Raw genomic sequence first — 26,404 nt, 5'->3', positions numbered from 1 at the left:
TCAAAGTGATGGAAATACTTTAAGAAGAAAAATAAATATCGTCAATCAAAAGAAAGTTTTGACGCTAATTAATTAATAAAATGCCCAAAATTGGCGCATTTATCTTACGTTTCACCAAAATGTCACAAAAAATACTTTCGTTATCGTGGCATTTCAGCGACAGACCGCAGCGACAGCGGGTTCCACATGGCACTTATGCGGCACTGCAGCACACTTCAGCGCCCATAAAACGACATTATTTCGCAAGTCACGCAACAATTTACTTTCGTTTTACTTTCGTATTTGACTTTTCGAAATTTAGTATTTATGCTTTCTCACAACAAACACTTTACTGACCTCACATGACTACCCTTCTGCAGCGTGACACACAATCCTGGCGCGACATCGGCGGCCTGTACACGGCCGAGGAAATCGCCCACCAGCCCGCCATCTGGCGCGCGCTGGCCGCCATTTTGCGCGACGAGCAGGCCGCCCTGGCCGCCTTCCTGGGCGAGGCCCTGTCCAACCCGGCGCAGCGCGTCATCCTGACGGGCGCCGGCAGTTCGGCCTATGTCGGCGAAATCGTCGCCGATACCCTGAATGCAGCCTGGCCCGCGCAGATCCGCGCCCTCGCCACCACCACCCTGCTGACCCACCATGAGCTGTATCTGGAAGCGGAGGCGCCCACCCTGCTCGTCTCGTTTGCCCGCAGCGGCGACAGCCCGGAAAGCCTGGCCGCCGTGGAACTGCTGCGCCAGGTCGTGCCCGGCGCGCGCTTTTTGAACATCACCTGCAATGCGGACGGCAAGCTGGCGCGCCAGGGCGCCAACGACAGCAACACCTATAACCTGCTGATGCCGGCCGGTAGCTGCGACCGCGGCTTCGCCATGACCAGCAGCTTTACCAGCATGCTGCTGGCGGCGCTGGCCGTGCTGGGCAAGGACTCGGACCTCGCCCGCCTGGGCACCCTGGCGCAGCTGGGCGAACAGGCCTTGCGCGACTGGTCGGCCCCCGTGGCGGACCTGGGATCAACCCCCGTGCAGCGCGTCGTCTACCTGGGCAGCGGCCCGCTGGAGGCGCTGGCCAAGGAAGCTGCCCTGAAAATCCTGGAATTGACGGGCGGGCGCGTGATGGCCATGGCAAATACGCCGCTGGGCTTCCGCCACGGCCCGAAATCGGCCGTCACGACGGAGTCGCTGGTGATCCTGCTGCGCAGCAGCAAGCCGCTGGCGCGCCAGTACGAAGACGATTTACTGCAGGAACTGCAGCGCGACAGCGTGGCGCAGCGCTGCCTGACGGTGGGCATCGGCGGCGACTTGTCTGCCAACCTGGCGGCCGACGCGCCGGCCTGGCCCGACGCCTGGCTGGCGCCTTTATGGCTGCTGATGGCGCAGCAATTTGCGCTGCACCAGTCCGCGCTGCTGCAACTGCGCCCCGACAATCCATTCGCCGGCGGCATCGTCAACCGTGTCGTGCAGGGCGTCACCATCTATGGCCATGACCAATTCTAATCAACTGCCAGGCTTTCACGGCATCGACATCGGCGGCAGCAAGATGGAGCTGGTGGCGTTTGCCGACCGCGATGGCGCGCTGGAGGAAGTCTTCCGCGAGCGCGTCGCCACGCCGGGCGACGATTTTGCCGCCTTCGTGCAAGCCATCACCGGCCTGGTGGCGCGCGGCGACGCCGCGCTCGGCATGGCGGCGCCCGTCGGCATCGGCCTGCCCGGCGTGATCGACAGCGCCAGCGGCCGCCAGCTCAGTTCCAACGTGCCGGCCCTGAACGGCCGCCTCGTGGCGCAGACGCTGCAGCAGGCCTTGCAGCGCCCCGTCGCCATCGGCAACGACTGCCAGTGCTTCGCCCTGTCGGAAGCGCAGGGCGGCGCGGCCGACCATGCGGCCAGCATGTTCGGCGCCATCCTCGGCACGGGCGCCGGCGGCGGCTATTGCGTGGGCGGCCAGCTGCTGCGCGGCTTCAATGGCGTGGCCGGCGAGTGGGGCCACTGGAGCCTGCCCGCCACCCTGCTGGCGCAGCACGGCCTGGCGGAATATGCCTGCCCCTGCGGCAAGGCGGGCTGCCTGGAACGCTATGTCTCCGGCCCCGCCATGCGCAAGCTGCATGCGCATTTCGGCGGCGATGGCGCCGAACCATTGGCCATCGTCGCCCGCGCCAACATGGGCGACGCCGTGGCCGAACGCACGGTGGCCGTGCACCTCGACCTGCTCGGCCACGCGCTGGCCGGCCTGGTGCTGGCCTACGACCCGCACGTCATCGTGCTCGGCGGCGGCCTGTCCAAGCTGCCGCACCTGTACGACAGGCTGCCGGCCGCCGTGAAACGCCATTTGTTCCCCGGCGTGCACGTGCCGCCCATCCTGCCGCCCCGCTTTGGCGACGCCGGCGGCGCGCGCGGCGCGGCCCTATTGATACGACAACATACAAAGGCTTGAGAACGATGAATCCAGTGGAAACCCCGACCTTTACGCTTTCGCCCATCCAGCAAGTGATCAAGGCGCACCGCCGCGGCGAGCGCGTGGGCCTGTACGCCGTCTGCTGCAGCCACCCGAGCGTGCTGCGCGCCGCCATGCGCGTGGCGCTGGACTACGACACGGTGCTGCTGGTCGAGGCGACGTCGAACCAGGTCGACCAGTTCGGCGGCTACACGGGCATGACGCCAGCCGCCTTCCGCGACGCCATGCTGGCAATGGCGCGGGAAGAGGGTTTCCCTGCCGCCCGCCTGGTGCTGGGCGGCGACCACCTCGGTCCGAACGCCTGGCAGCACCTGGACGCGGCCACCGCCATGGACCACGCCGAGACCCTGATCGCCGCGTATGCGTCGGCCGGCTTCCACAAGATTCACCTCGATTGCAGCATGCGCTGCGTTGATGATCCCTTGCAGCTGGACGATGAAACCGTGGCGGCCCGCTCGGCGCGCCTGTGCAAGGTGGCCGAGCAGGCCGCCGCCGCCGCCGGCTTCGCCCCGCCCGTCTACGTGATCGGCACGGAAGTGCCGATTCCGGGCGGCGAAGCGTCGCTGGCGCAGGCCGGCGCCGTCACCAGCCCGCAGGCGGCGCGCCGCACGCTCGACGTGCATTGCCGCGCCTTCCTCGACAACGGCCTGCATGGCGCCTGGCGCCGCGTCATCGCCATGGTGGTGCAGCCGGGCGTCGATTTCGACCAGCGCAGCATCCAGCATTACGACGCCGATGCCGCCGCCGAGCTGTCGGCCTTTGTCGCCGAGCAGCCCGGCCTCGTGTTCGAAGCCCATTCCACCGACTACCAGCGCGAGTCCGCCCTGCACGCCATGGTGCGCGACCATTTCGCCATCCTGAAAGTGGGCCCGGCCGCCACCTTCGCCCTGCGCGAAGCGCTGTTCGCCCTGTGCCAGATCGAGGAAGAACTGCTGCCGGCGCCCGCCACCTCGCAGCTGATGCAGGTGCTCGACGACGTCATGGTGGCCAAGCCGAAGAACTGGATCAAGCATTACCTGGGCACGCCGGAAGAGCAGCGATTGATGCGCCGCTACGGCTTGAGCGACCGTTGCCGCTACTACTGGGGCGAGCTGGAAGTGGCGGCTGCCGTCGCCAGGCTGCTGGCCAATCTGGAGAGCGTGGACATTCCCCTACCGCTCCTGAGCCAGCACTTGCCGGAACAGTACCTGGCCGTCGTGCAGGGCAGCCTGGCAGCCAAGGCGCCGGCCTTGATCGAGCACAAGATCGGCAGCCTGCTGGCGCAATATGCGCGTGCCTGCAACCGCAATGCGGCAGTCCCCGCCATTGCCGAAGCGGCAATCTGTTAAGCTCGGTATTTTCACTTTTTACCGAGCCCGCCACCATGCGAAATACCAGCCAACGCCGTGAATCCATCCTCCAAATGCTTGCCCAGCAGGGCTCGGTGCAAGTGACCGATCTGGTGGAAAAACTCGGCGTGTCCGCGGTCACCATCCGCAGCGACTTGAATGCGCTGGAAGCGCAGGGCATGGCCACGCGCAGCCACGGCGGCGCGACCCTGACGCGCACGCCGCCGCCCGAGCACACGATACGCCAGAAGGATGCCATCAACCACGAGCAGAAGGAGCGCATCGGCGCCTATGCGGCGCGGCTGGTGGAACCGGGCGACAACATCATCATCGACTCGGGCACCACCACCATCTCGCTGGCGCGCCATCTGCGCGACGCCACGGGCGTGACGGTGGCGACGAATGGCCTGAACATCGCGTGGGAACTGGCCGACGCGCCGGGCGTGGACCTGATCCTCACGGGCGGCCTGCTGCGCAAGCAGTCGCTGTCCATCCAGGGCAGCCAGGCCGAGACCTGTTTGCAAGCCTACAGCTTCGACAAGCTGTTCCTGGGCGTGGACGGCTTCGACCTGCAGTTCGGCGTGACCACCCACCACGAAGCGGAAGCGAGCCTGAACCACAAGATGGTGGAACGGGCGAAGAAAATCATCGTCCTCACGGACGCCTCGAAGTTCGGCCGCGTCAGCCTGCACCGCATCGTGCAGCTGGACCGCGTCGATACCGTCATCACCGATGCCAGCATCAGCCAGGAGTACCGCGAAGGGCTGCACAAGCTGGGCATCGAACTTTTTATAGCGGAATAATACATGCTGAGCGGCAGAATCCTTACCCCATCTGGCTGGATCACGGGCACCATCACCTTTGACCAGCGTATCGTCCAGATACAAGAAGACCCTGCCGCCGACAGCGCGCTGACCATCCTGCCCGGCTTCATCGACCTGCACGTGCATGGCGCGGCCGGCGTCGACATCATGGAAGGCGGCAACGCGGGCGCCACCGTGGCGCAGGTGCATGCGCGTCACGGCACCACGGCCCTGCTGGGCACCACCCTGACGGCGAAGGAGCCGTCGATCCTGCGCGCCCTGCAAGGCCTGGCCGGCGTCATCGCCGGGCGCCCCGCCAACGGCGCGCGCATGCTGGGCGTGCACCTGGAAGGCCCGTTTCTGAATCTGCACCGCCTGGGCGCGCAGCCGCCCGACGTGGTGCAGGCCAGCCTGGCGCTGGTGCAGCGCTTCCACGCCATCGCCCCCATCAAGGTGCTGACCATGGCGCCGGAAATCCCCGGCCACCTGGAACTGATCCCGCAGCTGGCGGCGATGGGCATCCGCGTGCAGATCGGCCACAGCGCCGGCACGTTCGACGACGGCGTGGCGGCACTCAAGGCCGGCGTCTCCGGCTTTACCCACCTGTACAACGGCATGACGGGCATGACCCACTACGACCCGGGCATGGTGGGCGCCGCGCTGGCGCACGCCGAGTACGCGGAAATCATCCCCGACCTGCAGCACGTGGCCAAGGGCGCCCTGCGCGCGGCCCTGCGCGCCATCCCCCGCCTGTACGGCGTGACGGACGCCACCTCGGCCACCGGCATGCCGGACGGCGAATACGGCCTGGGCACGCAGCGCGTCTACAAATGCCTGGGCTGCGTACGCCTGGCCACGGGCTCGCTGGCCGGCAGCGTGCTGACCATGGACCAGGCCCTGCGCAATTTCGTCGAGCTGGGCCTGGACCTGGCCGACGCCTCGAACCGCCTCTCGCTGTACCCCGCCGACTACCTGGGCGAATCCGAACGGGGCCGCCTGGCACCGGGCGCCTGGGCCGACATCGTCGTCCTCGATTCGGCACTGCAGCCAGTGTCCGTCTTCGTCGAAGGCACGGCCATCGATCTTTCCACCCGCTAGACCACTTCACCTCACCTCAACCCCGTCCCGGAGTTTTCATGCACGACACGTCACACAAGGCCCCCGTGTGGGCCATGCGCTACCTGCTATTTATTGCCGGCATGGGGGGATTGCTCTACGGCATAGACATCGGCATCATCGCCGGCGCCCTGCCCTACCTGGAATCGACGGCCTCCGTGGCCTGGAAACTGACGGCCCAGCAGCTGAGCTTTATCGTCGCCGCCGTGCTGCTGGGCTCGGTCCTCTCGTCGCTGTTCGCCGGCGCCCTGTCCGACCTGCTGGGCCGGCGCTGGGTGATGTTCCTGGCCGGCGCCCTGTTCAGCGCCAGCATCCCGCTGATCGCCCTGGCCGACGGCTACCTGCCCCTGCTGCTGGGCCGCCTGCTGCAAGGCATCAGCGGCGGCTTGATCGGCGTCGTCGTGCCCCTGTACCTGGCCGAATGCCTGCCCGCGCAGCAGCGTGGCCGGGGCGCGGCCCTGTTCCAGCTGCTGCTGACCATCGGCCTGGTGGCCGCCGCCCTGATCGGCCTGCTGCAGGCGCAGACGGTGGAAACGGCCACGCAGGCGGCGCAAGCCTTGCCGGAAGCGGGCCGCATCGCCGCTATCTTCGCCGCCAAGGACCACGCCTGGCGCAGCATCTTCTGGGTCTGCCTGACGCCGGGCCTCGTGTTTACCATCGGCAGCCTGCTGCTGGCCGAATCGCCCCGCTGGCTGGCCCGCCGCGGCCGCATCGAGCAGGCGCGCCAGTCGCTGCTGCGCACGCGCCTGCCCGCCGAAGCGGACCTGGAACTGCGCGAAATGCTCGATACCCCCGAAAATGCGGCCAAGACGAGCGGTACGGCCAAGGCCAAGGACCCGCTGCTGAGCCGCCGCTACGTGCTGCCCTTCCTGCTGGCCTGTTTGATCCTCGCCTGCACGCAGGCGACGGGCATCAATTCCATCCTCGCCTATGTCGTCAATATCCTGAACCAGGCGGGCCTGTCGGGCGCTTCCGCCAACATGGCCGACGTGCTGCTGAAAGTGCTGAACGCCGTGATGACGGTGGTGGCCGTGCTGCTGGTGGACCGCAAGGGCCGCAAGTTCCTGCTGATGCTGGGCACGGGCGGCATCGTCGTCTCGCTGCTGGCGGCCGGCCTGCTGTTCCGCGGCGCCGAAGCGCACCTGGCCGACGTGCGCCCCGCCATCGCGGCGCAGGTGCAGGCCGACGGCCTGACCGTGCACCTCGATGCGGCCACCCTGGCGGCCCTGGGCGCGGCCGCCGACGGCACGCCACAGCAGCTGACCATCGCCTACGCCTACGGCCCGTTCACCAACGTGAAGAGCCTGCGCAGCGACGACCCGGTGCTGCGCCAGGTGACGATCGCCCGCGAAGACGCCGTGCAGGCCGACAGCGTGATCGGCGTGTTCTTCCGCAAGCTGCACCTGAACCCGTTCGCCGACCCGGCCGCCGGGCGCGAGGCGCCGCTGCGCATCGAGAAGGCCAGCCTCGGTCCCGTGCCCTCGTCCACGCATGGCTGGCTGGTGGCCATTGCCATCTGCGTCTTCGTTTCCAGCTTTGCCGTCGGTCCCGGCGTGTGCGTGTGGCTGGCCCTGTCCGAGCTGATGCCCACGCGCATCCGTTCGAACGGCATGAGCATCGCCCTGCTGGTCAACCAGTTCGTCTCGACGGTGATCGCCGCCATCTTCCTACCCACCGTGGGCTTGCACGGCTATTCGACCCTGTTCTTCTTCGGCGCCGGCTGCACCGTGCTGTACTTCCTGGCTGCCGCCTTCCTGCTGCCGGAGACGAAGGGCAAGACCCTGGAGGAAATCGAAGCCCATTTTGCGAAATAGTCAAACAGGCAACTATTTACTCGATTAAAGCAGTCTCCTTTACAGCCCCGGTCCATCATCCCGGGGCTTTTTTTTGGGCGGACCGCCGTGCCCCCGTCGCTGGCGCGCACGGCACCGTACGGTTTTCCTTCTGGAATGGCGGCCGCCTGGGCTAGAATCTGGCTGCGTCGTGCTACCCACGAGGCGGCAATGGCGCCATGACAAAAACACACAGGAGAGACAGTGAGCTTATTTAGAACCAAGAATTTGGATGACATGATTGCCCACAGCAAGAAGCCGGGAGGATTGGCCAAGGTGCTGGGGCCCTTCGACCTTGTCCTCATGGGCATCGGCGCCATCGTCGGCACGGGCATTTTCGTGCTCACCGGCACGGGCGCGCTGACGGCCGGCCCCGCCCTGTCGCTGTCCTTCGTCGTGGCGGCCGTCGCCTGCTGCTTCGCCGCCCTGTGCTATGCGGAATTCGCCTCCACCGTGCCGGTGGCCGGCTCCATCTACACCTACAGCTATGCGACGCTGGGCGAGCTGGCCGCCTGGATGATAGGCTGGGACTTGCTGCTCGAGTATGGCCTGGCCGCGGCCGCCGTCTCCGTCGGCTGGTCCGGCTATTTCCAGTCGCTGCTGTCGGGCTTTGGCATCACCCTGCCCGTCGCGCTCACCGCCGCCCCGGGCGCCCTGCCCGGCGTGACCACCTTCATCAACCTGCCGGCCCTCGTCATCATGCTGGCCCTGACGGCCATGCTGGGCTGGGGCGTGCGCGAATCGGCGCGCCTGAACAACGTCATGGTCGCCATCAAGGTGGGCGTGGTGCTGCTGTTCATCATCTTCGGCGCGCGCCACGTGCAGCCGGCCAACTGGCAGCCCTACATGCCCTTCGGCTATCACGGCATGCTGAGCGCCGCCGCCCTCGTCTTCTTCGCCTTCATCGGCTTCGACGCCGTCACCTCGGCCGCCGAGGAAGTCAAGAAGCCGTCGCGCGACTTGCCGATCGGCATCATCGGCTCGCTGGCCGTGTGCGCCGTGCTGTACGTGGTGGTGTCGGCCATCATGACGGGCATCGTGCCCTATCAGAAGTTCCTCGGCGTCGACCATCCCGTCTCGCTGGCCCTGCAATATGCGGGCGAAAAGTGGATCGCCGGCTTCGTCGACCTGGGCGCCATCCTCGGCATGACCACCGTGATCCTCGTGATGGCGTTTGGCCAGACGCGCATCATCTTCGCCATGTCGCGCGACGGCCTGCTGCCCAAGCGCCTGTCGACCGTGCACCCGCGCTTCCACACACCGTTCTTCGCCACCTGGCTGGTGGGCATCGTGTTCGGCCTGATCGCCGCCGTGATCCCGCTCAATATCCTCGCCGAGCTGATCAACATCGGCACCCTGGCCGCCTTCACCATGGTCTCCGTCGCCGTGGTGGTGCTGCGCAAGCGCCGTCCCGACCTGCCGCGCGCCTTCCGCTGCCCCGGCGTGCCCTTCGTGCCGGCGCTGGCCGTGATCCTGTGCGTGGGTCTGATGAGCTTTCTCAGCTGGGTCACCTGGGTGGCATTTTCCATCTGGCTGGTGATCGGCCTCGTCATCTACTTCGGCTATGCGCGCCGGCGCTCGCTGCTGCATCCGCAGACATAAGCGCCACGGCGCCGGCACCGCCTGCAGACAGGGCGGTGCCGGCGCAAGCCATCCGGCCAAACTTGATGTAGATCATAATTTTTTGAACAAGCTCTTGCTATCCTGTAAAAAAATAGCAGGAGCCCCACATGAGCAAGACGCAGCAGGCAACAACGGAACATGAACGCCAGGGCAGCGCCTGGCAAGGCGCGCCCCCGCCCGACTATCCCGAAAGCGCGCCCGAAGGCGCCACCCTGGACCTGCTGCTGAACGCCTGGCTGGGCAAGTTCACGGGCGGCATTTCTCCCGCCGCGCTGGGCAATGCCTATGCCGACTGGCTCAGCCACCTGGCGCTGGCGCCGTCGAAACAGCAAACCCTGCTGCAGGAAGCGTGGAAGAAGATCGGCCGCTGGCAGCAGTATGCTGTGCAGTCGGCACTGTCCGGCGGCGGCGCGGCGCCCTGCATCGCCCCGCTGCCGCAGGACCGGCGCTTCGACGACCCCGCCTGGCAGCGCTGGCCGTACAACCTCGTCTACCAGGGCTTCCTGCTGCAGCAGCAGTGGTGGCACCGCGCCACCACGGGCGTGCGCGGCGTCTCGCCGCACCACGAGGACGTCGTCACCTTCACCGTGCGCCAGTGGCTGGACATGCTGGCGCCATCGAACTTCATGCTGACCAATCCCGTGGTGCAGCAAGCCACCTTGGCAAGCGGCGGCGCCAACCTGGCGCGCGGCATGGCCCACTTGGCCGAGGACTGGCAGCGCGCCGCCATGGGAGCGCATGCGCCCGGGCAGCGCACCCATGCCGTGGGAGGCAACGTGGCCGTCACGCCGGGCAAGGTGGTCTACCGCAATGACCTGATCGAATTGCTCCAGTACGCGCCAACCACCGCCAGCGTGCATGCCACGCCCGTGCTGTTCGTGCCCGCCTGGATCATGAAGTTCTACATCCTCGACCTGTCGCCGCACAATTCGCTCGTGCGCTACCTGGTGGCCCAGGGGCACACGGTGTTCATGATTTCCTGGAAAAACCCGCTGGAAGAAGACCGCGAGCTGTCGCTGGAAGACTACCGCCAGCTGGGCGTGATGGATGCGCTCGACGCCGTTGTCCGCATCACGGGCGCGCCGCAGGTGCACGCGGCCGGCTACTGCCTGGGCGGCACCCTGCTGGCCATCGCCGCCGCCAGCATGGCGCGCGATGCCGACGCGCGCCTGGCCAGTCTCACCATGCTGGCCTCGCAGGTGGACTTCAAGGAACCGGGCGAACTGTCGCTGTTCATCGACGACAGCCAGGTCAGCTTCCTGGAAGCGGCCATGTGGAAGCAGGGCTACCTCGACACGAAGCAGATGGCGGGCGCCTTCCAGCTGCTGCGCTCGAACGACCTGGTCTGGTCGCGCCGGCTGCGCCACTACCTGCTGGGACTCGACGAGCAGGACAGCGACCTGATGGCCTGGAACGCAGACGCCACGCGCATGCCCTGCCGCATGCACTCGGAATACCTGCGCCGGCTGTTCCTGCACAACGACCTGGCCGAAGGCCGCTACCGCACGGCGGGCCGCCACATCGCCCTGCCCGACATCCACGCACCCATCTTCGCCGTCGGCACCGTGACGGACCACGTGGCGCCGTGGCGCTCCGTCTACAAGCTGCAGCTGCTCACCGATACCGACGTCACCTTTTTGCTCACCTCGGGCGGCCACAATGCGGGCGTCGTCTCGCCGCCGGGCCAGGCGCGCCGCAGCTACCAGCTGGCCACGCACCGCCACGACGAGGCCTACATCGACGCGGACAGCTGGCAGCGCGACGTGCCGCGCCACGAGGGGTCGTGGTGGCCCGCCTGGCAAGCCTGGCTGGCGGCGCGCTCCGGCGCGCAGGCGCCGCCGCCGGCCATGGGGCCCGACCTGGGCGACGCCCCCGGCACCTACGTGCTGCAGCCCTGACCACCGATACCGACAACCGAGGAGAACGCCATGCCCTACACTACCCTGCTGGTCCACGTGGACAATTCACGCCACTGCGCGCAGCGCATCCGCCTGGCCGTGCGCCTGGCCATCGCCGAAGGGGCGCACCTGATCGGTTCGGCCATGAGCGGCATCTCGCGCTACGCCTATGGCGGCGGCGTCAACGCGCTGCAGTTTGCGCCGGCGCAAATGCAGGCGCTGCGCGGCCAGGCCAGCGATGCCCTGCATGCCTTCGAGCGCATCGCCCGCGAAGAGGGCCTGGCCACCTACGAGACGCGCTTCGTCGACGACGACGCGCAGGGCGCGCTGCTGCTGCAGGCGCGCTATTGCGACCTGCTGATCCTGGGCCAGACGGATGCGCAGGACACGCCTTCGCGCGTCATCGCCGGCACGGCCGAATACCTGATGCTCCACTGCGGCCGTCCCGTGCTGATGGTGCCGCATGTGCCGTCCGCGGCGCCGGACAGCCTGGCCCGGCATCCCCTGCTGGCCTGGAACGGCAGCGCCGAAGCGCTGCGCGCCATCACGGACGCCCTGCCCCTGCTGCGCCGCGCCGGGCAAGTGACGCTGGCCGTCGTCAATTCGCACCTGCAGCCGGCCGCGCACGGCGAACAGCCGGGCGCCGACCTGGCCCTGTACCTGGCCCGCCACGGCGTCAATGTCGACGTGCTGCAGCACGACACGCCGCCGGGCCAGGATGTGGGACAGGCCTTGCTGGCCATGGCGGCCCAGCGGCAATGCGACCTGCTGGTGATGGGCTGCTACGGCCACATGCGCCTGCGCGAAACGCTGCTGGGCGGCGTCACGCGCACGGTGCTGCAGGAGATGACCTTGCCCGTGCTCGTGTCGCACTGACGGCGGCGCCTCAGGCGCCGCCCAGCAGCTCGCAAAAGCGCGGCATGTCCACGTTGCCGCCGCTGATCAAGATGCCCACGCGCTTGCCGCGCAGCTGCTCCTTCATCTGCAGGGCGGCGGCAAAGCCCAGGCAGCCCGTCGGCTCGATCACCAGCTTCATGCGCGAGGCGGCAAAGGCCATGCGCTCGACGAGCTGGGCGTCGCTGACCGTCAGCACGTCGTCCACGTCGCGGCGGATGATGGGGAACGTCAGGCTGCCCAGGTGCTGCGTCTGCGCGCCGTCGGCGATGGTCCTGGGGGTGTCGATGTGCACGATCTGCCCCGAGCGGAACGACTGCTGGCCATCGTTGCCGGCCTCCGGCTCCACGCCGTACAGCTTGCAATCGGGCGACAGCGCGCGCGTGGCCAGGGCCGAGCCGGCCAGCAGGCCGCCGCCGCCCAGGCACACGAAGAAGGCGTCCAGCGCTCCCACTTCCTCGAAGAGTTCCCTGGCGGCCGTGCCCTGGCCGGCGATCACGTGCGCATGGTCGTAGGGCGGAATCAGGGTCATGCCCCGCTGCTCGGCCAGTTCGCGGCCGATCTGCTCGCGGTCCTGCGTGTAGCGGTCGTACAGCACCACGTTGCCGCCATAGCCCCGCGTGGCGGCGATTTTGGCGGCCGGCGCATCCTGCGGCATGATGATGGTGGCGGGGATGTCCAGCAGCCGCGCCGACAGCGCGATAGCCTGGGCGTGGTTGCCCGACGAGAAAGCCACCACGCCCGCCTGCCGCTGCCGCGCGTCGAACTGCGACAGCGCGTTGTAGGCGCCGCGGAACTTGAAGGCGCCCATGCGCTGCAGGTTCTCGCACTTGAAGAAGACCTGGGCGCCAAATTCCGCGTCGACGGTGCGCGAGGTGATGACGGGCGTCCTGTGGGCGTGGCCCGCGATGCGGCCGGCGGCCGCCACGACGTCGGCGTAGGTGGGAAGTGTCAGGTTCTGCATGCTGCGTGCCTTTCAAAAGTGAGGAACGGCCCTACCACGGCCAGGAAATGTCGGTGCCGCTGCCGGCGGCCAGCGCCTGCCGGTACACCAGGCGCGCCACGGTCAGGTCTTGCAGGGCCAGTCCCGTCAGGTCCAGCACCGTGACGTCGGCGGCGGCCCGCGCCAAGGTGGCGCGCCCGTCGAGCAGGTCGCCCAGGGTCTGGCACGGGATCTCCGGCGCCCATTGCGCCTCGCCGATGCTGCGCGCCTGCGCCACGTCGTCGACCACCAGGCGCGCCCGCGCCAGCAAGCCCTCGGGCAGCTCGCGCTTGCCGCGCGTGTCCGCGCCGATGGCGCTGACGTGCGTACCGGGCCGCACGGCGGCGGCGCTGAACAGGGGGCCGCGGCCCGGCGTGGCCGTGATCACCACGTCGCTGGCGGCGACGGCCGCATCGGCGTCGGGCGCATGGGCGATGGCGATGCGGCCGGCAAAGGCCGCCTCGAAGCGGGCATGCGGCTGGCCGGTCGAGCTGACATAGCGCAGCTGGCGCAGGTGCGGCAGCACGCGCAGCGCATACCCGGTCTGCGCCGTGGCCTGCACGCCCGTGCCGAACACGCACAGGCTGGCGCTGTCGGGCCGCGCCAGCCGCTGCAGCCCCAGCGCGCCGGCCGCGCCCGTGCGCGCCGTGGTGATGGCATTGCCGTCGATGATGCACACGGGCCGTCCCGTGGCCGGGTCGAGCAGCATGATGGTGGCCTGGTGCGGCTCGCCGCCCGCGGCGCGGTTGGCGGGCCAGAAGCCGGCCGCCTTGAAGCCCAGCAGATTCTCGGCCGGCACGTCGCCCGCCTTGATGCCGAACACGCCGCCCGTCGCCAGCGCTTCGCGGATGACGGGGAACACGCGGCCCTGCTGGCGGCTGTGCAGCACGAAGGCTTCGTGCACGGCGGCCAGCACGGCGTCCTCCTGCAGGTGGGCGGCGACGGCGGCCGCGTCGAGCAGCAGCAGGCGCGCCGCCGACGGGTCGATGCCGGTAGAAGTGTCCATGTGCCTACCTCGCGTAGGTGTAGACGGCGGCGCGCGACACGCCAAGGTGCTCGGCGATGATTTCCATGGCGCGGCGCACGTCGAGCAGGCCGGCCGCGCGCAGTTCCTGCAGCAAGGCGCGGCGCGCCGGCGCTTTCAGGGTGCGCGGCGACGCGGCCAGGCGCGCCGCGAACTGGTCGATGCGGGCGCGGATGGCGTCGGCGCCGGCCGGGTCCAGCGATTCGCGCGGCGCGGCGCCCGCATCGACGGCCACGAACTGGTTCATGGCCGTCTGAAAACCCTGGAACAGGGTCAGGTCCACGTTCAGGCACAGGGCCGCGACGTACTTGCCTTCGCCATCCTTGATGCCGATGGAGGTGCTCTTGGCTTGCCGGCCATCGGCAAACTTGTTGGGGTAGTTCGCCACGACCTGGGCGAAATCCGGGTCGAGGATGCGCGCCAGGCCCAGTTCCGTCGCCGGCTGGCCCACGGCCCGCCCCGACAGGTTGTTATGGATGGCCAGCACGGCGTGTTCGGGCGCCAGCAGGTCGTGCAGCACCACTTCGCAGAAGGGCGCGAAGGTGCGCGCCAGGCCGTCGGCCACCTGCTTGAGCTGCTCGAGCAGCAGGACGTGTTCGGCGTTGCGCGCGGCAGCGGGAGGGGCATCGTGTGTTTTCATGCAGACAGATTATCCACTTCTGGAAAATATGTCAAAGTCTTTTCTTCAGGCGATCTTCATGCCCCGCTCAGCCGCGCTTCATGCGCGCTGCCGATACTGGCTGCTGTCACCTACCCCATGAGGAGCACGCCATGCACCAGTCCAGCGGTCCCGCGCCGCATTGCCACGCCCGCAGGCAGGTGCTGCTGGGTATCACGGCCCTGGCCGCGCTGTCCGCCTGCGGCGGCGGGCCGCGCAGCGCCAGCGTCACGGACCGGCAGATCGGCGTCGCCCCCGGCGTCAGCCTGCACGTGCGCGACTGGTCCGCGGCGCCGGGCAGCGGCGGCGACGCCGACGTGATCGTGCTGCTGGCCGGCCTGGGCGGCAACGCCTATGGCTTCGACAGCCTGGCGCCCGCGCTGGCGCGCCGCCACCGCGTGCTGGCCATTACGCGGCGCGGCTACGGCTCTTCCGGCAAGCCCCTGCCGGCCGATGCCGCCAGCGATGGCACGTACGCGCCCGCCACCCTGGTGGCCGACCTGCTGGCCGTGCTCGACGCCCTGCGCGTCCGGCGCGTCATCCTGGGCGGCCACTCCGTCGCCGGCAACGAGCTGACCCTGTTCGCCGGCAGCCACCCGCGGCGCGTGCGGGGACTCGTGTACCTGGACACGACCTTCGACTACCTGGCCAGCGGCGGCGATGACGGCGAGTCGGAACCCCTGCCCTTCGAGGCGCCCCCGCCCGGGCCGGCCGATCTGGCGTCGATGGAGGCCTCGATCGCCTATGCCCGGCGGGTCAACAAGCGATGGTGGCCGGCGCTGGAGGCGAACTGGCGCGACAGCCTGGAAGTGCTGCCCGGCGGCGCCGTGCGGCCCAATACCGCGCCCGCCATCGCCCGGGCCATGGACCTGGCCGCGCACAATTTTTCGCCCGACTACCGCCGCGTGCGCGCGCCGGCGCTGGTCATCACCGTCGATCCCGGCACCTTGCGCAACCTGCTGCCATGGCTGTCGCCGCAGAGCGACCCGGCGGTCCTGGCCGCCGGCACGGCGTTTTTCGACGCTTTCCGGCCGCTGCGCCTGGCCGATGGCGACCTTCTGGCCGCCGCCCTGCCCGGCTGTACCCATCTGCTCATCCGCAACGGCTTTCACAGCGATTTCTTCATCGAACACGAAACGGCCGTGGTGAACGCCATCGAGGCCATGCGCTGGGAAGGTCTACAATGAGCATGCAGCTTCCCGCCGCGCAGCCAGCAGCCCGTGACCGCGCGGCCCTTGCCGTTTCCCTTCGCCACAAGGAGTACCCGCATGAGCAAGCAAGCCACCATCGTCCTCGTCCACGGTTTCTGGGGCGGCGCCGCCCACTGGAGCCGCGTCATCATCGAATTGCGGCGCCAGGGCCACACGGCCATCCGCGCCGTCGAACTGCCCCTCACGTCGCTGGCCGACGATGCCGAGCGCACGCGCAAGATGGTGGCCCAGGTCGATGGCCCGGTGTTGCTGGCAGGACACTCCTACGGCGGCGCCGTCATCAGCGTGGCGGGCAACGCCCCCAATGTGCGGGGCCTCGTGTACATCGCCGCCTTCGCCCCCGACACGGGCGAAAGCGCGGGCAGCATCACGCAGGAACACCCGCCCCTGGGCGCGGCCAGCCTGGAAGGCGACAGCGACGGCTATCTGTGGGTCAAGCCCGAGCAATACCACGACAGCTTTTGCCAGGACCTCGATGCGGAGGAAGGAGCCGTGCTGGGCGTGGTGCAGAAGGCGCCGCTGGCCAGTACCTTCGGCGACACCGTCAGCGACCCGGCCTGGCGCCACAAGCCCAGCTGGTACCAGATTTCCAGCGCCGACCGCATGATCTCCCCCGTCAACCAGGAGCGCATGGCGGCCCGCCTGCAGGCAAGAAAAGTCATCACGCTCAACGCCAGCCATGCCTCGCTGGCCTCGCGCCCCGTGGAAGTGGCGGCGCTGATCCTCGAAGCGGCTGCGGCGGTGGCATAGGCAAAAAAAAGGCTCCTGGTTCGCAGGAGCCTTGTGGCGTCGGACGCGCCCTGTACCCTGGCCGCACGCTCTGGGGTCGCAGCGGCAGCCGGGCACGGCGCCCACGCCAAGGAGGTTTCAACGCGTTGCCATCGACCGCCTTCACTGGGACAACTTCATCGTAGCAGCAAATCGGGCGGCAAAACTCTCCAATATTTGCGTGCCGCCCTACAGCCAGCCGTCGCGCTTCAGGCGCCGGTGCAGCAGGTAGCAGCCGACGAAGATGCCGGCGATGACGGCCGGATAACTGCCGCGCCACTTCAGCTCCGGCATGAATTCGAAATTCATGCCGTACAGGCTGAAGACCATGGTGGGCACGGCCAGGATGGCGCCCCAGCCGGCCAGGCGCTTGACCACTTCATTCTGGCGGATCGAGATCTGCCCCAGCGCCACCTGCATGGCGGAATTGACCATTTCGCGCATCTGCCCCGCCGTGTGCGTGACGCGCTTCACGTGGTCGAGGATGTCGCGGTAATAGATGCGGTTTTCCTTGGGCACGATATCGCCATGGAAACGGATCAGCTGGGTGCAGATTTCATGCAGCGGGTTGACGGCCGCGTCCAGCTTGAGCAGCTCCGTCTTGAGCTGGTAGAAATCCTGCAGCTTGTCTTCGGACAGGCTGGGCTTGAACAGCTGCGTTTCATATTGCTGGAATTTGGCCTGCAAGTGGTCGATGCAGGGCTGGTACTGGTCGACGATGAAGTCGATGATGGAATACAGCACGTAGCCGGGGCCGCTGGCCAGCTTGTCCGGCACGCTTTCCTTGCGCTCGCGCAACTTCGCATAGCCGGCCGAGGGGCCATGGCGCACGGTGATGATGAAGCGGCAGCCGAGAAAGACGTGGGTTTCGCCGTAGACGATGGCGTCGCCGTCCAGGCTGGCCGTGTGCAGCACCATGAACAGGGTGTCGCCGTATTCCTCCAGCTTGGGCCGCTCGTGCGCCCCTTCCGCATCCTCGACGGCCAGCTCGTGCAGGCCGAAGGCCGACTGCAGCGCCTGCATGGCGGCCGTGTCCGGGCCGGCCAGGCCGATCCACACGAAGCAGGCGGGGTCGTCGAGGAAGTCGCCCACCTTGTCGATGTCGAAGTGGGCGATCTTGCGGCCATCGCGGTAGGCTTCGCAATTGACGACGGCGGCGTGCTGGCTCAAATCCATGTTGATTTCCAAAAATAAATAATAGTGACAGCTTATTCCAGACGAAGTTGTCGCTCTGTTAAGCATTGCACGGCAAAATAATGCATACAGGCATAGTATGGAGGAAACTTAGCAAAAGGACCGCACCTTGCCCAGACTGCCCGCCCCCGATCAACGCCGCCAGCTGCTGCTGGACCGCCGCGATGAAAAAATGGCCCGCTCGCCCCATGCCTATGTGCGCGGCAATACGGCGCAATACTATGACTGGCTGCAGGCGCAGCCGGGCCACAGCCTGCCCGAAGGCCCGCCCATCTGGATCTGCGGCGACTGCCACGTGGGCAACCTGGGTCCGCTGGCCGGTGCCGACGGCAGCGTGGAAATGCAGATCCGCGACTTCGACCAGAGCGTGATCGGCAATCCCGCGCACGACCTGGTGCGCCTGGCCCTGTCCCTGGCGACGGCCGCGCGCGGCTCGTCCCTGCCCGGCGTGGTGACGGCCAGCATGCTGCGTCACTTGCTCGACGGCTATGCCTTTGCCTTCCTGCCCGGCGAATTGCAGCTGGCCCTGCCCCGCCCCGCCGTCGTGCGCTCGGCCTTGCGCGGCGCCGTGCAGCGCTCGTGGAAGGAGCTGGCCGAGGAGCGCTTCCTGGAAACCCGGCCCATCATTCCCATGGGGCGCAACTTCTGGCCCATTTCCAGGGAAGAAAAGAAAGCCATCGCCGCCCTGTGCGCCTCGTCCGACCTGCGCGCCCTCGTGACGCGCCTGAAGTCGCGCAGCAAGAAGGTGAAACTGGAAGTCATCGACGCGGCCTACTGGGTCAAGGGCTGCAGTTCGCTGGGCCTGCTGCGCTATGCCGTGCTGCTGGGACTGGGCGACGGCGAATACTGCCTGATCGATATCAAGGAAGCCGTGCAAGCGACCTCCGTGCGCTATGCGCATGCCAGCATGCCGCGCGACAACGCCAAGCGCGTGGTGGCCGGCGCGCGCCACCTGTCGCCCGCCCTGGGCGAACGCACCATGCCGCAGCGCTTCCTGGGGCGCGGCATCTTCTTGCGCGAACTGCTGCCGCAAGACCTGAAGCTGGAAATCGACGAACTGAGCGTGGAAGACGCGGCCAGCACGGCCAGCTACCTGGCCTACGTCGTCGGCTGCGCGCACGCGCGGCAGATGGACTGGTCCACGGGCATGCACTGGATCAAGGAACTGCAGACGGACCGCCACGATGGCAACCCGATTCCGCCCTGGCTGTGGAACAGCGTGCTGCAGCTCATCGCCAGCCACGAGACGGGCTACCTGGAACATTGCCGCAGCTACGCCCAGCGGCGCCAGGGAAGCTGAGACCAGCCGGGGCCGCCGGCACATTGACATTCAGGCATGCCCATGTAAAATGAGAACCATTCGCATTTAAGAAGGACCTGCACGCGCCCTCTCCCAGCGGCATGGAGGACTTCAGCGCCAACCTGGAGTGTGCCGTGACGTTTGCCCTAGCCCCCGCCGCCGAGCCCGAAGGCCCGTTTTCCATGAGCCAGCTGTATGGCGAACACCACCCGTGGCTGCTGCGCTGGCTGCGCGGCAAGCTGTCGTGCACGGACCACGCGGCCGACCTGGCGCAGGATACCTTCGTCAAGCTGCTGGCCGCGCCGGAGGAACGGCGCTTCACCCTGCGCGAGCCGCGCGCCTACCTGACGACCGTGGCGCGGCGCCTGCTGATCGACCATTACCGGCGCCAGTCGCTGGAGCAGGCGTGGCTGGCCGCCATGGCACAGCTGCCCCCGCCCAGCGCGCCGTCGGCGGAGGAACGCCTGCTGATCCTGGAAACCCTGCACCGCATCGACGCCATGCTCGACGGCCTGGGCGCGAAGGTGCGCACGGCCTTTCTGCTGTCGCAGCTGGAAGGCCTGGGCTATGCCGCCATCGCCGCGCGCCTGAGCATCAGCGAGCGCACGGTGAAACGCTACATGGTGCAGGCGCTGACGCAATGCATACTGCTGGCGGCATGAACGCGGCCATCGATGCGCGCGCCGCGCGCGAAGCGGCACGCTGGATGGTGCGCCTGCAAGGCGGCGAACTCGACGATGCCGCGCGGCAGGCGCTGGCCCGCTGGCGCGCCGCCCACCCGCACCATGAAACGGCGTGGCAGCGCGCCGAGCACGTCTGCCGCAGCTTCGGCATGCTGCCCCCGCCGCTGGCCACGAGCCTGTCCATGCCCGTACTGGACCGTCCGGCCGGCGCCCAGCGCCGCGCCATGCTGAAGTCCCTGGCCCTGCTGATCGTCGCCGGGCCGGCCGGCTGGGCCATGCTGAGGGCGGCACCGTGGCAGGAGTGGACGGCCGACGTGCGCACGGCAAGGGGCGAAATCCGCCACCTCGCCCTGGCCGATGGCAGCGAACTCAGCCTGAACACGGCCAGCGCCGCCGATATCGTTTTCAGCGACGCGCTGCGCCTGGTCCGGCTGCGCGCCGGCGAGATCCACGTGGCGACCCGCCCCGATGCGCGCCAGCGCCCCTTCGTCGTGCGCACCAGCAATGGCAGCATCCGCGCCCTCGGCACGCGCTTCACGGTGCGCCAGGAGGACAGCTTGCTGGACGCGCGCACCCACGTGGCCGTGGCGCAGGGCGCCGTGGAAGTGCGGCCCGCCGACGGCCACCCCGTCATCCTGCAGGCGGGCTGGCAGGCCAGCTTCGACGGCACGGGCACCGGCGCGCCGCAGCCGCTGGCGCCGCACGCAGCGGCCTGGCTCAAGGGCTTGCTGTACGCGGACGCCACGCCGCTGGCCGACGTGCTGGCGCAGCTGGCCCGCTACCGCCACGGCGTCGTGCGCTGCGATCCGGCCGTCGCGCGGCTGGGCGTGTCGGGCGTGTACCAGCTGCGCGACACGGATGCGCTGCTGGACCTGCTGCAAGCGTCGCTGCCCATCCGCGTGCGGCGCCACAGCCGCTGGTGGATTGCCGTCGAAGCGGCATAAGAATTTCTGAAAAGAATGTCCCTTTCCCGCATGTGCCCCGTCAATCCACACAGGACCAACACATGAACGAAGGGAAACACGCAATGAAGCATTACCGCAACACCCGCATGACCCTGGCCCTGCTGGGCAGCCTGGCCCTGGCCGCGCCCGCATTCGCCCAGCAGCACCAGGAAGCGCCCGCGCGCCACTACCAGGTGGCGCCCGGCCCCCTCAGCACGGCCCTGTCCGCGTTTGCAGCCGAGGCGGGCGTCAGCATTTCCGGCGCCGCCAGCCTGTACGCGAACTTGCACAGCCGCGGCTTGAACGGCAGCTACCAGGTGGCCGACGGCTTTGCCCGCCTGCTCGATGGCAGCGGCCTCGTCGCCATCGACCAGGGCGGCGGCCACTACGCCGTGCGCAAGCTGCCGTCCGCCGCCGACGCGGCCACCCTGCCCGGCATCGCCGTGCGCGCCACGGCGGAGCGCAGCCCCGCCACGGACGGCACGGGCTCGTACACGACGCCGGCCACGGCCAGCGCCACGGGCCTGCTGCTGGCCCTGCGCGAGACGCCGCAATCGGTCAGCGTCATCACGCGCCAGCGCATGGACGACCAGGACTTGCTGACGGTGCGCGACGTGCTGCGCAACACGCCCGGCATCGCCGTCAACCAGTTCGACACGGAACGCAGCACGTTTTCCGCGCGCGGCTTCGACGTCGACAATTTCCAGTACGACGGCGTGCCCACCACCTACAAGGTGCAGTATTCGGGCGGCGAATCGGAAATGGATTCGCTGCTCTACGACAGGGTGGAAGTGACGCGGGGCGCCACGGGCTTGCTGACGGGCGCAGGCTACCCGTCCGCCTCGATCAACCTGGTGCGCAAGCGGGCCAGCGCCAGACAATTCGAGGGCCAGCTGTCGCTGGCGGCGGGCTCGTGGAGCGACTACCGGGGCACGGCCGACCTGGCCGCCCCGCTGAACGAGGACGGCTCCGTGCGCGGCCGCGTGGCGGGCGCCTGGCAGGACCGCAAGTCGTTTACCAATGGCTATGCGAACCAGCGCCAGCTCGTCTACGCCACCGTCGAGGCGGACCTGGCGCCCGGCACCGTGGCCACGCTGGGCGCCAGCTACCAGAAGAACGACCCGAAAGGCAGCAACTGGGGCGGCTTCCCCCTGTGGTACAGCGACGGCACGCGCACGGATTTCGACCGTTCCGTCACGACGGCGCCCCGCTGGGCCGCCTGGGCCACGCAGCAGACCAACGTGCACGCCACCGTGGAACACGCGCTGGGCCAGGGCTGGAAGGCGCAGGCGCAAGCCATGTACAGCCGGCACACGGAAGACACGCCGCTGGTGTTCCTGGCCGAATGGCCGGACAAGGTCACGGGCCTGGGCATGCTGGGCTACCCGAACCGCTACATCGGCGCGCGCGACCAGAGCAGCGCGGATATGAAAATCTCGGGACCGTTCAGCCTGGGCGGACGCCAGCATGAAGTCATCGTCGGCGCCAGCTACACGGTGCAGCACGCCGAATTCAAGGTCAAGGAAGCGCTCGACCCTGAACCGATCGGCAACTTCCTCGCCTGGGATGGCAGCTACCCGCAGCCGGCCTGGGGCGAACCCGTGCTGTCGGAACGATACACGACCAAGCAATATGGCGCCTACGGCGCGGCGCGCCTGAACCTGGCCGACAGCACCAAGCTGATACTCGGCGGGCGCCTGAGCCGCTGGGACAAGGACCGCATCGGCTATGACGGCAGCGCCCGCTTCACCTTTGCCAAGAGCAAGTTCGTACCCTACGCGGGCGTGGTGGTGGACCTAAACGACACGTATTCGGCGTATGCCAGTTACACGGACATCTTCCGCCCGCAGGAAAACCAGGACCGCACGGGCGCCTGGCTGGACCCGCTGACGGGGAAAAGCATGGAAATCGGCTTGAAAGGTGAGTTGCCAGGCGGACAATTGAACGGCGCCGTCGGCATCTTCTCGATCCAGCAGGACAAGCTGGCCCAGCCGGACGGCGCCCACAACATTCCCGGCACCACCACGCAAGCGTACTATGCGGCGCGCGGCGCCACCAGCCGCGGCATCGAGGGGGAACTGTCGGGCCGCCTGGCGCCGGGCTGGAACGTGACGGCCAGCGCCAGCCACTTCCGCGCCAAAGACCGCGAGCAGCAGGACATCAACACCCTGTCGCCCCGCTCGACGGCGCGCCTGTTCACCACGTGGAAAGCGCGCCAGGACATCACCGTGGGCGGCGGCGTCAACTGGCAAAGCAAGTTCTATTATGACGGCGAAGGCCCGCGCGGCACGGAGCGCGTGACGCAGCCAGCCTACGCCACGGTGAGCCTGATGGCCACCTGGCAGCTGTCGCGCCAGCTGCTGGCCCAGTTCAACGTGGAAAACGCGCTGGACAGGAAGTACATCAACATCAATACCTACGCACAAGGCACGTACGGCATGCCGCGCAGCGTGCGGGGAACCTTGACGTACCGCTTCTGACGGCCATGCAAACCGGGTGTCCAGCGCCCGGTTTGCGCGACATCAGGATCAATCAGTAGCGGTAGTTCAAACTCAGCATCGCATTGCGCGGGTCGCCGTAGCTGACGCGGCGGCCCGTGCTGATGCCGTAATAGCTGCGGTCCGTCAGGTTGTTGAAGTTGAGGGACAAGGCCAGGCGGTCGGAGATCTGGTAGCGCGCCATGGCGTCGACCACGGCGTAGGAACCCTGGTGCACGGTGGTCAGGCCGCCGCGCACGGCCCGGGTTTGCTGCCAGGTGCGCGATTGCCAGCGGGCGCCGGCGCCCACCATCAGGCGCGGCATGGGCTGCCACGTGCTGTACAGGCTCAGCTGGTCTTCCGGCGCCAGGGTATTGACCTTGCCGCTGGCGTCGCGCGCCACCTTGTGCGTGTAGCCGGCCTGCAGCTGCCAGCCCGGCATCAGCTGGCCCGACACTTCCAGCTCCACGCCGCGCGAGCGCACGCCGTCGATGGCGCGGTAGGCATCCATGCCCGTCACCCTGTTGACCTCGTCGACCGATTCGGCATAGTTATCCTGACGCACCTCGAAGGCGGCCGCGCTGGCATTCAGGCGGCCGTTCAGGAACACGCCCTTCACGCCCGCCTCGATATTCTTGCCCAGCACGGGGTCCAGCGTCCGGTTGTTCACGTCACGGCAGTTTTGCGGGCTGAAGATGTCGCTGTAGCTGGCAAACGCCGTCAGGTCGGGCGCGAAATCCCACGTCAGGCCCGCGTACGGCGTGAAGATCGACGATTCGTCGATGTCGGCCGTGGGGTTCTCGTACGAGGACAGACGCCCGCCGAGGATCACGTGCACGCCTTGCGGCAGCGAGAAGCGGCCCGTCGCATACACGGCCTTCTGGCGGATGACTTCGCGCGCCGTGTCCAGCACCCACTGCGGCTCCGGCACCTCGCCCCGGTAGGTATAGATATTATCGACCGTGATGAAGGAATACGGGCTGAAGACGTCGTCCGACTGCTTGCGGTAGGCGTTCGCGCCCACCACCAGTTCATGCGTGCGGCCCAGCAAGGTGAACGGCCCTTTCGCATACACGTCCAGGCCATTGCTGGTGGCGTCGCTGTTGTACTGGCGCGCCGTGACGGCGGTGCCGCTGCCATCGGCCTTCGGGAAGCTGTCGAGGTAGGCGACGGGCGCGTACAGGGCGTTGGCCTGGTGGATCAGGCGCAGATTGGCCAGCCAGCCGTTGTCGAAACTGTGCTCGAGCGAGGCGAAGACGGACTTGGCTTCCGTCTGCTGCGTGCTCCAGGTGGGCGCGCCGTTGAACGAACGGGGCATGGTGAAACGCTTGCCGTCCGCGTCGAACAGGGGCGCGCCGCCCCAGTCGCTGTTGCGCGGCACCGTGTGCTGGTAGTCGGCGCCCACGGTCAGCAGGGTGCGCGGCGACAGATCCGCTTCCACGGTGCCGTACGCGAGTTCCGAACGACGCTGGTAGCGGTCGACGAACGAGTGCTTGTCCTGGTACGAAGCCACGGCGCGCGCGCGCACGCTGCCGCTGTCGTTCAAGGGGCCGCCCACGTCGACCATGCCGCGGTAATTGCTCCACGATCCCGCCGACAGGTCGGCCAGCGCGCGCAGTTCGCGCGTGGGTTTCTTGCGGATCAGGTTGACGGTGGCGCCCGGCGTGCCGGCGCCGCTCATCAGCGCGTTCGCGCCCTTCAGCACTTCGACCCGGTCGTACAGGTCCATATTGGCCAGCGATTCGCCCAGGTTCAGGGACGCGTCGCGCGTCCACGGCAAGCTGTCATAGCTGAAATTGTCGAGCGAAAAGCCGCGCGCATAATAGATCGTGCGTTCGCTGTCGATGTGCTGCACGTACACGCCCGGCGTATGGTTCAGCACTTCGCTCAGCTGCACCAGGCCGAAATCGTCCATCTGCTGGCGCGTGACGACGCTGATCGCATGCGGCGTTTCGCGCGGCGACAGCACCAGGCGGTTGGCCGTGCTGACGGCGCCCGTCGTGTAGGACCCCGTGTCTTCCGTCACCTGGCCCAGGTAATTGGTGGTGATCAGCACTTCCGGCATGGTGGCCTCGGGCGGGGAAGCCGCCTGCACTGCGCGTTGCACGGTATACACGCCGCTGTCCGTCTTCAGCAAGGCCAGCTGCGTGCCCTGCAAGGCGCGGCGCAGCGCCTGTTCCGCCGTGAAATCGCCCTGTACGGGGGCGGCGCTGACGCCGCGCGCCAGTTCCGCATCGATGGATATGCGCACGCCGCCACGGCTGGCAATCGCAATCAGGCTCGCGTTCAACGGCTGAACGGGCACGTCGTAGCGCATGGTGGCAGGCGCGGTTTGCACGGAGGGCGTCTGCGCCAGGACGGCGGGCGCGGCGCAGGAAAGGAACAGTACAGCCAGGGGAATCTGGCGCATCGACAATGGTGGCATGCTGGGACTCTATCTTGGTGGTGAAGGAAAAGTGGTGCTACACCAGGTATGAGCCGCGGCGCGCCAAAAGTGACAGTGCCGGCGCAAAATAAATCAGCTGTGTTTCAGATCAATGCCGGACCACCAGCCGCCGGGACCTTGCCGCAAGGTGACCGGCAGGGTTTCCGCCAGCGCCAGCAGGGTGGCGCCGCTGTCGTCGAGCGAATAATTGCCGGACACGCGCAGCGCGGCGGCGGCCGGCGTGATGTCGAGGTAGCCGCGGCGGTAGGGCCGCAAGGCGGCCACGAGGTCGCCCAGCGGCTGGTCGACGGCCACCAGCATGCCCTGCTCCCACGCCGTCGCCTGGCTTGCCGCCAGCTCCGGCAGCATGCGCAGGCGCTCCCCGTCGAAATGCGCCGACTGGCCCTGGCGCAGCACGCGCGCCAAGCCGTTGCCGGCGGGGCGCACTTCCACGTCGCCGTGCACGGCCAGCGCCACGGTGCCCCGTTCTTCGCGCCGCAGCATCAGCGCGCCGCCCTGCGCCGCCACCGTGCCGTGCTTGCTGCGCAGCAAGAAAGGAGCAGGCCCCTCCGCCACGCGCGCCAGCAGCTGGCCCTGGCGCAAGGTGGCTTGCCGGTGTCCATGGCCGACATCCGTGTCGGCCGAGGAGCGGGCGTCCAGGGTCAGCACGCTGCCATCGGCCAGCGCAAAGCGGCCCCGCGTGGCCGTGGCCGTATGCAGGTCGGCGCTCCAGTCCGGCAAGAAAGGACTGCCGCGCAGCAGCCAGGCGCCGCCGAAGGCCGCGCCCGCCAGGCACAGG

General features: G+C 68.0%; 21 protein-coding genes. 15 read left to right on the top strand and 6 right to left on the bottom strand.

All coding sequences use genetic code 11. From position 1 onward, the window contains the following. Positions 1 to 341: 341 nt before the first annotated feature. From EBS11_RS10630 to EBS11_RS10590, 9 genes are all read left to right on the top strand, one after another. A complete protein-coding gene (locus tag EBS11_RS10630) occupies positions 342 to 1,490 on the top strand; it encodes an SIS domain-containing protein (RefSeq protein ID WP_290602640.1) in 1,149 nt (382 codons plus the stop codon). Continuing rightward, positions 1,477 to 2,424 carry an ROK family protein gene (locus tag EBS11_RS10625; RefSeq protein ID WP_290602637.1) on the top strand — a complete coding sequence of 316 codons (948 nt, stop codon included), beginning with the start codon at positions 1,477 to 1,479 and terminating at the stop codon, positions 2,422 to 2,424. The genes EBS11_RS10630 and EBS11_RS10625 overlap by 14 nt, the downstream gene beginning before the upstream one ends. Positions 2,425 to 2,429: 5 nt before the next feature. Beyond that, positions 2,430 to 3,773 (top strand): D-tagatose-bisphosphate aldolase, class II, non-catalytic subunit, encoded by a 1,344-nt coding sequence (locus EBS11_RS10620; protein WP_290602636.1) that lies wholly within the window; start codon positions 2,430 to 2,432, stop codon positions 3,771 to 3,773. A gap of 35 nt (positions 3,774 to 3,808) precedes the next feature. Further along, on the top strand, positions 3,809 to 4,576 hold the full coding sequence (locus EBS11_RS10615) for a DeoR family transcriptional regulator (RefSeq protein ID WP_070223655.1): 768 nt from the start codon (positions 3,809 to 3,811) through the stop codon (positions 4,574 to 4,576). 3 nt (positions 4,577 to 4,579) lie between these two features. Then, positions 4,580 to 5,674 carry an amidohydrolase family protein gene (locus EBS11_RS10610; RefSeq protein WP_290602630.1) on the top strand — a complete coding sequence of 365 codons (1,095 nt, stop codon included), beginning with the start codon at positions 4,580 to 4,582 and terminating at the stop codon, positions 5,672 to 5,674. Between the two features lie 38 nt (positions 5,675 to 5,712). Beyond that, positions 5,713 to 7,506 carry an MFS transporter gene (locus tag EBS11_RS10605; protein WP_290602627.1) on the top strand — a complete coding sequence of 598 codons (1,794 nt, stop codon included), beginning with the start codon at positions 5,713 to 5,715 and terminating at the stop codon, positions 7,504 to 7,506. Between the two features lie 222 nt (positions 7,507 to 7,728). Beyond that, complete coding sequence (locus tag EBS11_RS10600) at positions 7,729 to 9,126, top strand: amino acid permease (protein WP_290602625.1); 1,398 nt, start codon at positions 7,729 to 7,731, stop codon at positions 9,124 to 9,126. Positions 9,127 to 9,254: 128 nt separating this feature from the next. Next, positions 9,255 to 11,045, top strand: a complete 1,791-nt coding sequence (locus EBS11_RS10595; protein ID WP_290602619.1) for an alpha/beta fold hydrolase — start codon at positions 9,255 to 9,257, stop codon at positions 11,043 to 11,045. Between the two features lie 30 nt (positions 11,046 to 11,075). Beyond that, positions 11,076 to 11,921 (top strand): universal stress protein, encoded by an 846-nt coding sequence (locus EBS11_RS10590; protein WP_290602614.1) that lies wholly within the window; start codon positions 11,076 to 11,078, stop codon positions 11,919 to 11,921. Positions 11,922 to 11,931: 10 nt separating this feature from the next. Here the strand turns inward: EBS11_RS10590 and EBS11_RS10585 are convergent, their stop codons facing one another. The 3 genes from EBS11_RS10585 to EBS11_RS10575 are packed head-to-tail and all read right to left on the bottom strand — an operon-like array spanning position 11,932 to position 14,585. Beyond that, positions 11,932 to 12,903, bottom strand: a complete 972-nt coding sequence (locus EBS11_RS10585; RefSeq protein WP_290602612.1) for a threo-3-hydroxy-L-aspartate ammonia-lyase — start codon at positions 12,901 to 12,903, stop codon at positions 11,932 to 11,934. A gap of 31 nt (positions 12,904 to 12,934) precedes the next feature. Next, positions 12,935 to 13,927 carry an ornithine cyclodeaminase family protein gene (locus tag EBS11_RS10580; RefSeq protein ID WP_290602610.1) on the bottom strand — a complete coding sequence of 331 codons (993 nt, stop codon included), beginning with the start codon at positions 13,925 to 13,927 and terminating at the stop codon, positions 12,935 to 12,937. 4 nt (positions 13,928 to 13,931) lie between these two features. Then, the gene (locus EBS11_RS10575) at positions 13,932 to 14,585 is read right to left on the bottom strand and encodes a PAS domain-containing protein (protein ID WP_290602608.1); all 654 of its coding nucleotides are present in this window, start codon (positions 14,583 to 14,585) and stop codon (positions 13,932 to 13,934) included. Between the two features lie 131 nt (positions 14,586 to 14,716). Here EBS11_RS10575 and EBS11_RS10570 point away from each other — a divergent pair, with 131 nt between their 5' ends. Further along, positions 14,717 to 15,790 (top strand): alpha/beta fold hydrolase, encoded by a 1,074-nt coding sequence (locus EBS11_RS10570; protein WP_290602606.1) that lies wholly within the window; start codon positions 14,717 to 14,719, stop codon positions 15,788 to 15,790. 81 nt (positions 15,791 to 15,871) lie between these two features. Continuing rightward, positions 15,872 to 16,564 (top strand): alpha/beta hydrolase, encoded by a 693-nt coding sequence (locus EBS11_RS10565; protein ID WP_290602604.1) that lies wholly within the window; start codon positions 15,872 to 15,874, stop codon positions 16,562 to 16,564. Between the two features lie 207 nt (positions 16,565 to 16,771). Here the strand turns inward: EBS11_RS10565 and EBS11_RS10560 are convergent, their stop codons facing one another. After that, on the bottom strand, positions 16,772 to 17,758 hold the full coding sequence (locus tag EBS11_RS10560) for a magnesium and cobalt transport protein CorA (RefSeq protein ID WP_290602602.1): 987 nt from the start codon (positions 17,756 to 17,758) through the stop codon (positions 16,772 to 16,774). 127 nt (positions 17,759 to 17,885) lie between these two features. On the opposite strand from EBS11_RS10560, the gene EBS11_RS10555 reads away from it, so the two are divergent. The 4 genes from EBS11_RS10555 (at position 17,886) to EBS11_RS10540 (ending at position 23,183) form a co-directional block, all read left to right on the top strand. Further along, positions 17,886 to 19,076 carry a DUF2252 family protein gene (locus EBS11_RS10555; RefSeq protein ID WP_290602600.1) on the top strand — a complete coding sequence of 397 codons (1,191 nt, stop codon included), beginning with the start codon at positions 17,886 to 17,888 and terminating at the stop codon, positions 19,074 to 19,076. A gap of 182 nt (positions 19,077 to 19,258) precedes the next feature. Further along, positions 19,259 to 19,738, top strand: a complete 480-nt coding sequence (locus tag EBS11_RS10550) for a sigma-70 family RNA polymerase sigma factor (RefSeq protein ID WP_290602843.1) — start codon at positions 19,259 to 19,261, stop codon at positions 19,736 to 19,738. Beyond that, entirely contained in the window at positions 19,717 to 20,703 is a 987-nt protein-coding gene (locus tag EBS11_RS10545) for a FecR domain-containing protein (protein WP_290602598.1), read from the top strand. The genes EBS11_RS10550 and EBS11_RS10545 overlap by 22 nt, the downstream gene beginning before the upstream one ends. Before the next feature lie 62 nt (positions 20,704 to 20,765). After that, positions 20,766 to 23,183, top strand: a complete 2,418-nt coding sequence (locus EBS11_RS10540; protein ID WP_290602596.1) for a TonB-dependent receptor — start codon at positions 20,766 to 20,768, stop codon at positions 23,181 to 23,183. A 52-nt stretch (positions 23,184 to 23,235) separates the two neighbouring features. On the opposite strand, the gene EBS11_RS10535 is transcribed toward EBS11_RS10540, so the two are convergent. Continuing rightward, complete coding sequence (locus EBS11_RS10535) at positions 23,236 to 25,605, bottom strand: TonB-dependent receptor (RefSeq protein WP_290602594.1); 2,370 nt, start codon at positions 25,603 to 25,605, stop codon at positions 23,236 to 23,238. 93 nt (positions 25,606 to 25,698) lie between these two features. Beyond that, positions 25,699 to 26,404, bottom strand: a 706-nt coding sequence (locus EBS11_RS10530; RefSeq protein ID WP_290602591.1) for a FecR domain-containing protein, incomplete at its 5' end; no start/stop codon positions are given.

It is taken from the genome of Janthinobacterium sp. (assembly GCF_009923995.1).
Classification (GTDB): Bacteria; Pseudomonadota; Gammaproteobacteria; order Burkholderiales; family Burkholderiaceae_D; genus Janthinobacterium.
Note: the sequence above shows the minus strand (reverse complement) of the source record. Positions and strands in the feature narration are given on the sequence as shown.

Excerpts from the sequence above, each read along its gene's own strand:
- EBS11_RS10630 (WP_290602640.1), top strand. The coding sequence starts at position 342 with ATGACTACCCTTCTGCAGCGTGACACACAATCCTGGCGCGACATCGGC.
- EBS11_RS10625 (WP_290602637.1), top strand. The coding sequence starts at position 1,477 with ATGACCAATTCTAATCAACTGCCAGGCTTTCACGGCATCGACATCGGC.
- EBS11_RS10620 (WP_290602636.1), top strand. The coding sequence starts at position 2,430 with ATGAATCCAGTGGAAACCCCGACCTTTACGCTTTCGCCCATCCAGCAA.
- EBS11_RS10615 (WP_070223655.1), top strand. The coding sequence starts at position 3,809 with ATGCGAAATACCAGCCAACGCCGTGAATCCATCCTCCAAATGCTTGCC.
- EBS11_RS10610 (WP_290602630.1), top strand. The coding sequence starts at position 4,580 with ATGCTGAGCGGCAGAATCCTTACCCCATCTGGCTGGATCACGGGCACC.
- EBS11_RS10605 (WP_290602627.1), top strand. The coding sequence starts at position 5,713 with ATGCACGACACGTCACACAAGGCCCCCGTGTGGGCCATGCGCTACCTG.
- EBS11_RS10595 (WP_290602619.1), top strand. The coding sequence starts at position 9,255 with ATGAGCAAGACGCAGCAGGCAACAACGGAACATGAACGCCAGGGCAGC.
- EBS11_RS10590 (WP_290602614.1), top strand. The coding sequence starts at position 11,076 with ATGCCCTACACTACCCTGCTGGTCCACGTGGACAATTCACGCCACTGC.
- EBS11_RS10585 (WP_290602612.1), bottom strand. The coding sequence starts at position 12,903 with ATGCAGAACCTGACACTTCCCACCTACGCCGACGTCGTGGCGGCCGCC.
- EBS11_RS10580 (WP_290602610.1), bottom strand. The coding sequence starts at position 13,927 with ATGGACACTTCTACCGGCATCGACCCGTCGGCGGCGCGCCTGCTGCTG.
- EBS11_RS10575 (WP_290602608.1), bottom strand. The coding sequence starts at position 14,585 with ATGAAAACACACGATGCCCCTCCCGCTGCCGCGCGCAACGCCGAACAC.
- EBS11_RS10570 (WP_290602606.1), top strand. The coding sequence starts at position 14,717 with ATGCACCAGTCCAGCGGTCCCGCGCCGCATTGCCACGCCCGCAGGCAG.
- EBS11_RS10565 (WP_290602604.1), top strand. The coding sequence starts at position 15,872 with ATGAGCAAGCAAGCCACCATCGTCCTCGTCCACGGTTTCTGGGGCGGC.
- EBS11_RS10560 (WP_290602602.1), bottom strand. The coding sequence starts at position 17,758 with ATGGATTTGAGCCAGCACGCCGCCGTCGTCAATTGCGAAGCCTACCGC.
- EBS11_RS10550 (WP_290602843.1), top strand. The coding sequence starts at position 19,259 with ATGAGCCAGCTGTATGGCGAACACCACCCGTGGCTGCTGCGCTGGCTG.
- EBS11_RS10545 (WP_290602598.1), top strand. The coding sequence starts at position 19,717 with ATGCATACTGCTGGCGGCATGAACGCGGCCATCGATGCGCGCGCCGCG.
- EBS11_RS10540 (WP_290602596.1), top strand. The coding sequence starts at position 20,766 with ATGAACGAAGGGAAACACGCAATGAAGCATTACCGCAACACCCGCATG.
- EBS11_RS10535 (WP_290602594.1), bottom strand. The coding sequence starts at position 25,605 with ATGCCACCATTGTCGATGCGCCAGATTCCCCTGGCTGTACTGTTCCTT.